Origin of the sequence: Croceitalea sp. MTPC5 (assembly GCF_036985505.1) — a bacterium.
Taxonomy (GTDB): Bacteria; Bacteroidota; Bacteroidia; order Flavobacteriales; family Flavobacteriaceae; genus Croceitalea.
Window position 1 is genome coordinate 443,177 of record NZ_BTGQ01000003.1, and the last position, 12,515, is coordinate 455,691.

The 12,515-nt window shown below is 41.4% G+C and carries 11 protein-coding genes and 1 tRNA gene; all 12 read left to right on the top strand.

Annotated elements, in window-relative coordinates:
- The first annotated feature begins 296 nt into the window (after positions 1-296).
- The 12 genes from AACM45_RS11930 (at position 297) to AACM45_RS11985 (ending at position 12,511) form a co-directional block, all read left to right on the top strand.
- Positions 297-369 (top strand) — tRNA-Phe (locus AACM45_RS11930).
- 41 nt (positions 370-410) lie between these two features.
- Positions 411-695 carry a GIY-YIG nuclease family protein gene (locus tag AACM45_RS11935; protein WP_339142929.1) on the top strand — a complete coding sequence of 95 codons (285 nt, stop codon included), beginning with the start codon at positions 411-413 and terminating at the stop codon, positions 693-695.
- Between the two features lie 85 nt (positions 696-780).
- Positions 781-1,065 carry a GIY-YIG nuclease family protein gene (locus AACM45_RS11940; RefSeq protein ID WP_339142930.1) on the top strand — a complete coding sequence of 95 codons (285 nt, stop codon included), beginning with the start codon at positions 781-783 and terminating at the stop codon, positions 1,063-1,065.
- An 85-nt stretch (positions 1,066-1,150) separates the two neighbouring features.
- Positions 1,151-1,369, top strand: a complete 219-nt coding sequence (locus tag AACM45_RS11945) for a GIY-YIG nuclease family protein (protein WP_339142931.1) — start codon at positions 1,151-1,153, stop codon at positions 1,367-1,369.
- Positions 1,370-1,565: 196 nt separating this feature from the next.
- Positions 1,566-3,206, top strand: coding sequence for a TldD/PmbA family protein (locus AACM45_RS11950; RefSeq protein ID WP_339142932.1), 1,641 nt, complete (start codon positions 1,566-1,568; stop codon positions 3,204-3,206).
- Positions 3,207-3,233: 27 nt separating this feature from the next.
- Entirely contained in the window at positions 3,234-4,550 is a 1,317-nt protein-coding gene (locus tag AACM45_RS11955; RefSeq protein ID WP_339142933.1) for a TldD/PmbA family protein, read from the top strand.
- 114 nt (positions 4,551-4,664) lie between these two features.
- Positions 4,665-5,285, top strand: coding sequence for a DUF4159 domain-containing protein (locus AACM45_RS11960; RefSeq protein WP_339142934.1), 621 nt, complete (start codon positions 4,665-4,667; stop codon positions 5,283-5,285).
- A gap of 13 nt (positions 5,286-5,298) precedes the next feature.
- Positions 5,299-6,300, top strand: a complete 1,002-nt coding sequence (locus tag AACM45_RS11965) for an AAA family ATPase (RefSeq protein ID WP_339142936.1) — start codon at positions 5,299-5,301, stop codon at positions 6,298-6,300.
- Between the two features lie 9 nt (positions 6,301-6,309).
- Positions 6,310-7,206: a DUF58 domain-containing protein gene (locus AACM45_RS11970; protein WP_339142937.1), complete on the top strand. Its 897-nt coding sequence runs from the start codon at positions 6,310-6,312 to the stop codon at positions 7,204-7,206.
- Position 7,207: 1 nt separating this feature from the next.
- Complete coding sequence (locus AACM45_RS11975) at positions 7,208-8,497, top strand: BatA domain-containing protein (protein ID WP_339142938.1); 1,290 nt, start codon at positions 7,208-7,210, stop codon at positions 8,495-8,497.
- On the top strand, positions 8,494-10,770 hold the full coding sequence (locus AACM45_RS11980; RefSeq protein ID WP_339142939.1) for a tryptophan-rich sensory protein: 2,277 nt from the start codon (positions 8,494-8,496) through the stop codon (positions 10,768-10,770). Before AACM45_RS11975 ends, AACM45_RS11980 begins: the two co-directional genes overlap by 4 nt.
- Complete coding sequence (locus AACM45_RS11985; protein ID WP_339142941.1) at positions 10,763-12,511, top strand: hypothetical protein; 1,749 nt, start codon at positions 10,763-10,765, stop codon at positions 12,509-12,511. The genes AACM45_RS11980 and AACM45_RS11985 overlap by 8 nt, the downstream gene beginning before the upstream one ends.
- Positions 12,512-12,515: the final 4 nt, after the last annotated feature.

Here is a 12,515-nt window from a genome sequence, read left to right on the forward strand (position 1 = left end):
TCATTAGGCTATTCAGTAACAATGCCACGGAGATAAGTACCACTCCGTACCAAAATACATAACCTAATTTTCTATCAAAAGTGTTCATTTTCTGTTATGGTTCTAAAGGTTATTTAAAAGTATCCCATTCGCACCATGTTACGTTCTTATATTTTATGGATCGTATTGAAAAACGTATAAACGGTAGCATCCATTTTGAAGAATTCATAAGATAAAACACATTGTGATTGATTTTTCACTTTTTTATTGGTTAATCTTAAATTTGAAATTATATTTGCTGCCGCTTAAACAAGCATGGTGCCTTAGCTCAGTTGGTAGAGCAATGGACTGAAAATCCATGTGTCCCTGGTTCGATTCCTGGAGGCACCACTTCAAACCCCGCTACTTGCGGGGTTTTTTGTTTTGATGTAATGTCACACTTTCTATATATCATCCATAGTGAAAAAGTATCATCTTATTATGTCGGCGAGACCCATGATCTGATGTTGCGCCTTGAACGGCATAATACGCACGTCTATAAAAAAGGATTTACCAAGATGGCAAACGATTGGCGGATCGTCCTCTCCAAGGAGTGCAAGACGAAGGAGGAGGCGGTCTATCTCGAAGGTTTCATCAAACGGATGAAGAGCAGGAAGTTCATCGAGAAGGTGATTTCGGATAGGGATATTTTAGACGACATCCTTTCAAAACGATAAACCCCGTTCCTGGTTCCCCCGAGGCTTCGGGGCTGGAGGCACCACTTCAAACCCCGCTACTCGCGGGGTTTTTTGTTTTGATGCAATGTCACACTTTCTATATATCATCCACAGTGAAAAATCGTCGTCCTATTATGTTGGCGAGACCCATGATCTGATGTTGCGCCTTGAACGGCATAATACGCACGTCTATAAAAAAGGATTTACCAAGATGGCGAACGATTGGCGGATCGTCCTCTCGAAAGAGTGCAAGACCAAGGAAGAGGCGGTCTATCTCGAAGGTTTCATCAAACGGATGAAAAGCAGGAAGTTCATCGAGAAGGTGATTTCGGATGGTGGTATCTTAGACGACATCCTTTCAAAACGATAAGCCCCGTCCCTGGTTCCCCCGAGGCTTCGGGGCTGGAGGCACCACTTCAAACCCCGCTACTTGCGGGGTTTTTTGTTTTGATGCAATGTCACACTTTCTATATATCATCCACAGTGAAAAGTCGTCTTCCTATTATGTTGGCGAGACCCATGATCTGATGTTGCGCCTTGAACGGCATAATACGCACGTCTATAAAAATGGATTTACCAAGATGGCGAACGATTGGCGGATCGTTTTCTCCGAGGGATGCAAGCTGAAACTTTTAAGATGCCAAGTAGTGTTACTAGCATGTAATTCTTTTTAAATTCTCTTAATAAAATCTAAAAACACATAGTACGACTATCCAAAATTCAGTATTTTAGGAGCTAATCGTTCAAAAAACGGATAAGGGGTGATTCTTAAAGGCGCCCCAGCAATAACAACCAGTCTTGATACGCTGCTGATTTCCTATGTTTATCAAATTATCAGTAGGGGTTTTCAGGCATAAAACTTTACACTAGATGAAAAGAAGAAATTTTGTGCAATTATCCGGTTTAGGCGCTGGAGCCTTATTGTTGCCTACAAGTATGATGGGCAATAATATTGAGGCCGAGGCTTTGCTTGAGCCAGGTATGGATGTGCTTGTGAAAAAACGTATGGCCGACGTGGCATTGAATACGGCAAAATCAATGGGGGCCACTTATGCCGATGCTCGAATTGGTAGGTATTTGAATCAATACGTTTTTACGCGTGAAGACAAAGTGCAGAACGTGGTAAATACCGAATCTTTTGGTATTGGTATTCGAGTAATAGCCAATGGTACTTGGGGTTTTGCCTCAACGAACAGTGTTACCGAAGATGGTATTAAAAAAGCCACGGAAAGAGCGGTGGCGATTGCAAAAGCCAATTCCAAAATCCAAACGGAGCCGGTAAAATTAGCACCGGTTCAATCGCATGGGGAGGTTTCTTGGAAAACGCCGATAGAAAAGGATTTTAAAAATGTACCGGTATCCGAAAAAGTTGATTTGTTGCTGAAGGCGAATGCCGCGGCGATGGACAACGGGGCAAACTTTGTCAATTCGGCTTTATTTATGGTGAACGAACAAAAATATTTCGCCTCTACGGATGGTTCTTACATTGATCAAGATGTGCATCGTATCTGGCCTACTTTCGGGGTGACCGCGGTAGACCAATCGGCTGGTAAGTTCAAGACCAGACAAGCAATGAGTGCGCCCATGGGTATGGGGTACGAATATATGGACGGTTTGGCCTCTGAGAAATTGGAGGGCCCTGCAGGGATGACCTTGTACAGAAAAAGTTACGATATTGTTGAAGACGCAACTTTGGCTGCGAAACAAGCAAAAGAAATGCTTACCGCCAAATCGGTAGATCCAGGTAAATACGACCTTGTCTTAGAACCGAACCATTTGGGCTTGACGATCCATGAGTCGGTAGGGCATCCATTAGAGTTGGATAGGGTACTCGGCTACGAGGCGAACTATGCAGGCACTAGTTTCGCTACCCTTGATAAATGGAAATCAGGGAATTTCAATTACGGTAGCAAACTGGTCAATTTGGTAGCCGATAAGGTACAGCCCGGAAGTTTGGGAGCAGTCGGTTATGATGATGAAGGTGTGAAATGCAAACAATGGGATTTGGTGCGTAATGGTACTTTGGTAAATTATCAGGCCATTCGAGACCAGGTCAATATCATTGGCCAAAACGAATCGCATGGTTGTTGTTATGCACAAAGTTGGAATGACGTGCAATTTCAACGTATGCCAAATGTGTCTTTAGAACCAGGTAAGGAAAAATACTCCATCAATGAGATGATCAAAGATGTTGAAAAAGGTATTTACATTGCAGGTAGGGGGTCTTACTCCATTGATCAGCAACGTTACAATTTCCAATTTGGGGGTACTACTTTTTATGAAATCAAGAACGGTCAAATTGAGGGTATGCTGAACGATGTGGCCTACCAGTCAAATACCCAAGAGTTTTGGAATTCATGTGCTAAAATATGTGACGAAAGTGACTACCGTATGTTCGGGTCATTCTTCGATGGTAAAGGACAGCCTTCGCAGATAAGTGCCGTGTCCCATGGTAGTTCTACAACGAGGTTCAATGATATCAATGTAATCAATACCGGTCGTAGCATTTAAGCGATACCTAACTCAAAAAATACTAAAATGGCAATATATACAGAAGAAGAGGCTAGACAAATAATGGAAAAGGCACTGAGCTTTTCCTCGGCCGATACTTGCGAAATAAATTTAAGTGGAAGTGAAAGTGGGAATATACGATATGCCCGAAATTCCGTTTCGACTTCCGGTCATAGATCGAACCAAACCTTAGTGGTGCAATCCAGTTATGGAAAGAAATCAGGTACCGCAACTATTGATGAATTTGACGACGCATCCTTGAAAAAGGTAGTAGAACGTGCCCAAGAATTGGCAAAGTTATCCCCTGAAAATCCAGAATTCATGGAGCCACTGGGGCCGCAGGTCTACGATGAAGCAATAAACTATGTAGATGAAACCGCTAAGGTAACACCTGAATATCGCACATCGGTGGCGAATGATAGTATTCAGCCGGCATTGGCGAATGATGTTACGGCCGCTGGATTCTTGGACGATTCTTACGGCTTTAGCGCGATGATGAATTCAAAGGGCCTTTTTGCCTATAACAAATCATCCAATGTTGATTTTACCGTGACCATGCGCAGTAATGATGGCACGGGCTCTGGCTGGGTTTCACGTGATTACAACGATATTAGGAAGTTCAATGCTGCCGAGGCTTCAAAGATCGCGATTGATAAAGCGGTATTGTCTAAAGAGGCAAAGGCTATTGAACCGGGTAAATACACGGTCATTCTAGAACCTGCTGCAGGTGAGAACCTTATTAGCAACCTAGGTTTTTCAATCAATGCGAGAACGGCGGATGAAGGACGTAGTTTTATGTCAAAAGAAGGCGGGGGAACCAAAATTGGTGAGAAGATTGTTGACGAAAGGGTGAATCTTTGGTCCGATCCTTTGAATAGCGAGGTGCCAACAGGAACTTGGAATGGTTCAGGGCAAGCACTTAAAAAAACAAATTGGATAGAAAACGGAGTAGTCAAGAACTTGGCTTACAGCAGGTATTGGGCTGAACAGAAAGGTGTCGACCCCGTACCTTTTCCTAATAATCTTATTATGGGAGGTGGTGATGCTTCTTTAGAAGAACTTATCCAGAGCACCAAAAAAGGTATTTTGGTGACACGACTATGGTACATTAGATCTGTAGACCCACAGACCTTATTGTATACCGGTCTGACAAGGGATGGAACGTTTTACATTGAGAATGGGAAAATTAAGCATCCGATAAAGAATTTCAGGTTTAACGAAAGCCCTATCATCATGTTGAACAACCTAGAAACCCTAGGGAAACAAGTGCGTATCAATGGCAACTTAATCCCTTATATGAAGATTAGGGACTTTACATTTACAAGCCTGTCAGATGCGGTATAAATAAATACAATTCAAAAAACTGGTTGCAACGGTTTTCGTTGCAACCAGTTTTTATTTTGGTTGCGGCTATTCCATTTAGCCCAAATACATCATCAGTTAAATTGCTATTGGGAATTGAGTAACGAATTTTTTTTTACGCGCTTACAGTATGAATCCGGAGATTGGGATGTGGACCAGCGCATGCCCTCAAACCTTCTGAACTCATTGGTGGAATATACCACCCTAAAGGTCAATACAAATGAGAACATTGTTCCTTTGGCCAGCGCCGATGTTTTTAAGGCACCTTTTTGTTATTTATCAGGTCATAAATTGGTGCAGTTCACAAAAAAAGAGAAAGAGAATTTCAAAAAATACATCGACAATGGCGGTTTTGTTTTTGTAGACGACTGCAATCATGACATTGATGGACTTTTTGCAAAATCCTTCGAAAGGCAGATGGAAGAATTGTTTGGGGTAGGGGCCCTCAAAAAGATACCCAATGACCACGAGCTCTATTCTATTTTCTTTGAGTTTGAAGACGGGCCACCGACCACTTCGCAAGAGCTGAATGGTTGGGGTGACGATTTGGTTCATGAATACCTAAAGGCAATTGAGGTAAATGGAAGAATAGGATTATTGTACAGCAACAAAGACTATGGCTGTGAGTGGGATTATGACTTTAGAAACAAACGCTGGTATAAAATTGACAACACCCGATTCGGGGTCAATATTGTAATGTATGCACTAACTTCTTAACAAAAGGAAGATTATGGATGAAAATTTGGAAGTTGCAGAGCGTAAAATCAGTGGGTTGACCCATAAGATTTCATTACTCAAAAAAGAAATAGGCAAAGTAATCGTTGGGCAAGAAGAAACGATAGAACAGCTGTTAATCGCTTTTCTTGCAGGTGGCCATGCCCTATTGGAAGGGGTGCCGGGTTTGGCAAAAACCTTATTGATAAGAACCTTGGCCCAAGCTATTGATCTTAAGTTTAGAAGAATTCAATTTACACCTGACCTAATGCCTTCCGATATTGTTGGAACCGAAATTTTAGAGGAAGACCATACTACCGGCAAAAAGTTCTTTCAGTTCAATCAAGGCCCTATTTTCGCCAATATTGTCTTGGCGGATGAAATCAATCGAACCCCTCCAAAAACGCAGGCAGCATTGCTTGAGGCCATGCAAGAGTTTGAGGTGACCTATTCGGGTAAAACCTACCCTTTAGATAGGCCTTTTTTCATATTGGCCACTCAAAATCCGATAGAACAATCAGGAACTTTTCCGCTTCCCGAAGCACAACAAGATAGGTTTCTGTTTTATATAAAGGTGGGTTATCCCACTGCGCTTGAAGAGGCTACCATTCTGATGAATACTACTGGGGCCAAATCGGAAGAGGTCAAAAAAGTGATTAGTGGTGAGGCTATTTTAGAACTACAAAAATTGGTCAGGGATGTTCCAATCAGTGAAGACCTTATTAATTATGTGGCCAAATTGATAAGGACGACCCGTCCGGAAACCACCAACAATGCATATGTGAAAGAATGGGTGAGTTGGGGTGCCGGCCCTAGGGCCGGTCAAGCTATGATTCTAACGGCGAAAGCCCGGGCCTTACAAGATGGACGTTTTGCGGTTACTTTGAATGACCTTAAAAAAGTGGCACTCCCCGTTCTAAGACATCGTATAATCGTAAACTTTAGGGCCGAGGCAGAAGGTATTGATTCAGATAAAGTCAGTAAAACCCTATTGGAAGAACTGTCATTCACAAATTAAACCCACAATGTGAAACAAGATCATCAACAGCTACTGAAACCAGAGCTCATCAATTCGGTGTCGGGTCTCGCATTGATAGCGCGAGTAGTTGTAGATGGCTTTTTAGCAGGTAACCACCAAAGTAGAAAAGTGGGCCAAGGGTTGGAGTTTAGTCAATACAAAGCATACCAGCCTGGTGATGATATGCGATTGTTGGATTGGAAGATGTTGGCCCGTTCCGGCAGGTATTATATAAAACAGGCGGAGATTGATACGCAAGTGGCGATTAAATTCGTGGTTGACTCAAGCGCCTCTATGCAATATGCTGAAAGCGGGTTGTCAAAAATGGATTATGCACGGGTCTTGATAGCGTCATTGGCTTATTTGTCGTACCAACAGGGTGATGCCGTTGGTCTTTTTGCCCTAAATGATAGGGCTTTGAAAAGCCTGTACCCGACTTCAAATAAGCAGCATTACAATCGACTTTTGAATGAGTTGATACGAACAACGAGTACAGGAAGTTGGCCAAAAAATAAAAGGGATATTCAAAAAATCCATAATAGGAGCCATAAAGAACTGATTTTTCTAGTCACTGACATGTATGAATATGACGATGAATTATCGGGATGGATACAACAGCTCAAGACCTCGAAAAACGAAGTTGTCGTCATACAATTGATGGGAAAGAATGAAATGGAGTTCGAGTATTCAGGAGCGATGGTCTTTGAGGATTTAGAAACAGGTCATCGTGTTAAAATTGAGGCAAATCACGCAAAAGCCGAATATTTGAATAGTTTGAAAGAACACCTTGAAGGCATAAAAGAAGCCATGACCACTTCCGGTATTGGATACGAATTGTTCAGGTTTGATATACCGCTGCATGAAGTTTTACGGTTATTTTTAAAAAAGAGGTTGAGATTACATTAAGATGATTTTTCAGAATCCGACATACCTATGGGGTTTTTTAGCGTTGACTATTCCTTTGGCGATACATTTTTTGAATAGGGGCGAAGTAAAGGTGATTAAAGTAGGGAGCATTAAGCTCTTAAAAGAATACGAGACTGCGCGAACTAAAAATATAAGACTTAACGAATATGTATTGCTTGCGTTGCGTTTGCTAGCCTTGACGCTTGTAGTACTGCTAATGGCGCAACCTCAGATTACTCACAACCCCAGTAATACCCCTTTGACCTTCTTAATTGAGCCCTCATTGGCAACCCATGACATGCTGAAATCCTTACGCGATAAAATACCCGATGGTGCCGATCTTAAGTTGCTCAGTGATGGATTTCCTGAAATAGAAGAAGGTACTGATATCAACATGGGGAAACCGAATTATTGGCAATTGATGCAAGATATGGAGAAAATACCTACAGATAGTATTGTGATATTTGCCAAGGGACTTATTGAAAGTGTAAAGGGAATGCGGCCAAAAACCACTATAAACAGTAATTGGATACTTGTAGATGACCTTGCTAGCGTTGATAAGCCTATAGTAGCATTTGTGGATAAGGATAAATATCAGCTCATCACACAAGTTAGTGATGAACGTGTTACTTCGTTTAAAGTACTACCCCCGGCAGCCATGGGCGATAATCTAAAAACGATTGGAGGGGATAGTTTACGACTCGTCAGTCAAGAAAAAAGCAGGGTTGTACCTATTGTACAGAGGGATACCATAAAAGTGGCCATCATGTTTGAGAAGGCATTTGAAAAAGAGTCCCACTATTTTGAGGCGGCCTGTAAGGCCATTTTAAGATATTCAGAATGGCCTAGTTCCATATATCGTTTAGAAGCGCAGGCTAATCTAGACCTGAGCGATACAAACGTATTGATTTGGCTTGCGCACAATGAAGGTCCGAAATTTGAAGGGGTACAGATAAGTTATGACTTAGATGAAGTAGCCAATAAACTGCTTAAGCCCACAGCTGTAAAAGGCAAATACCATCTTACCGAACGGTTGGGTTTAAATGCCATTGAAGATGGACGATTAGTTTCAGAATTGGAAGATATTTTGAATTTGGATTTCAAAGTTGAGGAAATCGCGAATTTTGATGATATAAGACTTTTGCCCAAAGCCGAATTGATTCCGGTGTACATTGCCGATGCCCGTAATCAATTTAAAAAGGAAGTAAAGGATGTGCCAGACTGGTTGTGGTTTTTGCTGGTTCCTGTATTGGTAACGGAACGATTATTGGCCAAACATCGAAAACAATGAAGAGGAATGATCACATACTTTTGGCAGTCGTCAGAAAATGGCAACTTCTTAGGGTCGCTGAAATCTTTATCTTGGCCATAGGCCTTGTTGTACTTTCATATTTTATTACGCTGAGCGAACCACTTGCCTTAGTGGTCTTTGTTTTGGCCCTTGTTGTATTAGGAATGCTGGTTAGGCCCTGGCAGTTCGATTTAGTCAAGGCATGTGAATATCTTGACAAGTCTTTGCCTGAAATGGAGTACAGTTCTTCTTTGTTGTTAAAACCAAGTGAAGGACTTACGGCAATAGCCAAGATACAACGGCATAAGATCGCTGATAAAATCAAATTGCATCAAGGTCAAATTCCGTTTGGTCATCATTTGGTTCGCAATACTGGTATCGCCCTTTTGTGTTTGTTGTTGGGTTTTGTAATCCGCCAATCCAGGGTCTTCGCAGAAGACGGGGTTAGCGAAGAACAGACCCCGCTAAAGGAGATGGTGAATTTTCAGCCTTTAGATTCAAATGCCCAGAAACCGGTGCCCCCAAAGATTTCATTTCAAGAGGTGGAAATTGATTATCCTAACTATACAAGACGAAATACATCAGTGACAAAAAAAATGAACCTTAAGGTTTTAGAAGGTTCCAAAGTGACCTGGCGTTTTCAATTTGATCAGCCAGTGCCTGAGGCGCTCTTGCAGTTTCGAGGTGAAGACGTATCCATGGATTTTAAGAATAGACAGTATGTTAAATCAATAAGGATTGATTCTTCCGCCATTTATAACCTTAAGTTCTTTGATGACCAAAACAATGAATATTTGTCTGAGCTGTATACGTTGGAATTGCAAAAAGACATGGCCCCCGAAATTGGTATTTCTAATTTGGCACAGTTTAATACCTTCGGTTATAGCGAAAAACAAGAATTGCGGTTTACTGCAACGGTACGTGATGATTTCGGGGTTTCAGACGTAGCGATTATCGCCACGGTGAGCAAGGGATCGGGGGAGTCGGTAAAGTTTCGGGAAGAACAGCTTCGTTTTGATGATGCTATTTCAAAAGGAGCAAAGAAAATGGTACTTCAAAAAAGATTGGACCTAAAGCAATTGAAGATGGAGGCTGGCGATGAACTGTACTTTTATATTGAAGCTGTCGACTACAAACAACCCAGCCCCAATATAACTCGAACGGAAACTTATTTTGCCGTTATAAAAGATACGGTTTCCAATCAATTTGCCGTAGCGGGTACTGTTGGAGCTGATTTAATGCCAGATTATTTCAGAAGTCAGCGACAACTCATTATCGATACCAAAAAGCTGATTGCCGATCGAGACAACCTTAAAAAACAAGATTTTAACTTTACCAGTAATGAGCTAGGGTTTGATCAAAAGGCATTGCGACTAAAATATGGTGAGTTTATGGGTGATGAGTCTGAGGGAGCCTTTTCTTCTGAGATAACACCGATGCCAAATGAAAGTAATTCTGAAGGGAATACCTTGGCCTCTTATACCCATGACCATGATGGTGACAATGAGCACAATTTGGTTGAGCATGACCACGAAGAAGGGCACGATGATAATCATGGGGAAGAACATAATTATGCCACGGAACACGATCATGATCATGACGATGAGTCCCCTGATGGTTTAGAAGACCCATTGGAAGCGTATGTTCACAACCACGAAGACCCCGAAGCTTCTACACTCTTTGCCAAATCATTACGTAGCAAACTGAAACAGGCAATGAATGAAATGTGGGATGCAGAACTATACTTAAGGTTATTTGAACCTGAAAAATCCCTGCCTTATCAATATCGAGCATTGAAACTCATACAAGAGATAAAAAACAGCGCTCGCATCTATGTACATCGTATTGGTTTTGACCCACCCCCTATCAAAGAAGAAAAACGATTGTCCGGTGATTTGACCGCTATTACAAATACTACAAAGCAAGATGATTTTGAGGCAACAGGTACATATCCATTTATGGACCAAGCCCTTTCAAGAATAGCACTGATTTTGTCCCAAGGAAAAATTGAGGCTGCCGATAGGGAGTTGTTCGAAAAAGCCGGTAATGAATTGGCGGTTTTGGCCTTGGTTCACCCCAGCAAATACCTGGGCACGCTACAAGCATTGAAATGGCTTTCGCAAGCAAAAAGGTATTCTAAAGAAATGCTGCTACAGGCCCATAAAGGTTTGTCAGAGGCCATTCCGGAAAAACCTGATGCGCCAAGTGCGGAAAAAAAGTATAATAGAACAATAGATGAGTATGTATTTGAAGCATTGAAAGCTAGTGATTAATGACCTTCATTTTGATAATAGTCAGGTGTTATGGGCAGTTTTGATGTGCGCATTGCCAGTGCTTTCTATTTTTATTTGGAAAGAATGGGAAAAAGGCCCAGGCATTCGATTTGTGGTAAATTCAATAATTGCCACATTAACTGTTTTCGCTTTATGCTGTCTCTTCTTAAGACCTTCGATCAATATAGCATCATCTACTAAAGGGGTCGTGCTTACCCAGGGTTATGACTCACGGAAATTGGACAGTCTTGCTAAAGTGATAAAGGGTCTAAAAAAAATCAGGTACAATCCGGGAAGATTTATAAAAAAGGAATTGTCTGATATAGAGGAGCTTACCATTCTAGGCGAGGGTATCCATCCATTTGATTTTTGGCAACTCACTGGCCATAAAGTCCACTATGACTTACCAGATTTGCCAGAAGGTCTTGTGAAATTGAAATACGAACCTGAGTACGTCGTAGGCGATAGCCTGTATATAAAAGGGTTGTACAGATATCCCGACGAGGGAAGGCGTTTGTACCTTCAGACTGCTAGTGGCAGCGTCGTTGATTCCGTTATCTTGGTAAATGAACCGGAACAGACGTTTGTTTTAAAGGGCATGTTAAAAGCAGATGGAAAATTTGTCTACCAGATTGTTGAAAGGGATGATAAGGGCAATGAGATATGTAAAAACCCTATTCCGGTCGTCGTATTGGAAAAGGAACGTTTAAAAGTTTTGATCATAAATCAGTTCCCATCTTTTGAGACGAAGTACCTCAAGAACTTTTTAGCGGAAGAAGGTCATAAGGTCGTCGTCCGAAATCAAATAACGAAACGAAAGTATAAGTTCGAATACTTCAATACCGATGTGGAACCCATTTACGCCATAACGGAAAAAAGTCTGGAAAACTTTGATTTATTTGTAATAGATACCCCTACGTTTCTCAATTTATCGCAAAATTCAATAAATACAATAGATAAGGCCATACAAGCCAAAGCCTTGGGGTTGTTGGTGCAGCCAAACGAATTATTATTCAATCGATTAGGTAATTTAATGGATATCAAAACCAAACCGGACAAGACCACTACCATTTTATTTTCAGCGAACAAAAAAGTCAAACTTGAAAAGTATCCCTATCGTTTTGAAGAAGCTGGTTTAAAAGGTGATATGATTGAAGATTACGGATATTTACAGCTAGTTGGTCAGGGTAAAAAAGGTACGACACTGCTTAAAAACACCTACGAATTGGTGTTGGGCGGCAAGAGCGGAATCTATCGAAAGCTCTGGACAAATATCATTGATAGGTTAAGTAAAAAATCCCAAGGGATTGGCGAATTTCAATGCGATGGTCAATTTGTCTTTCAGCACCAACCCTATGAAGTCAAGTTGTATTCAGGGCTTAGTTCCCCTGTTATTCAACACAGTGATGGTTATGAATTACCTGCAATTCAAGGTATTTTGATGCAAGACGCTTGGAGGGTGAAAACCTATCCTCGGTATAAGGGTTGGAATTCCATGCGGTTAGAAGCGGATACCACGATTATACATGATTACTATGTTATGGATACCGCACAGTGGAAAACATTGACAAGCGAGTACCTGATAAAGGCCAATCGTCGGTATTTCAATGAAGAAACCAACACAGCAAAGAAGGTTAGGGTGTTGCATGTAATATCCCCCATTTGGTTTTTTATAATCTTCGTATTGGGTTCTAGTTATCTGTGGCTTGAACCTAAATTAAGAAAATCGATACGTGATTAGTTTT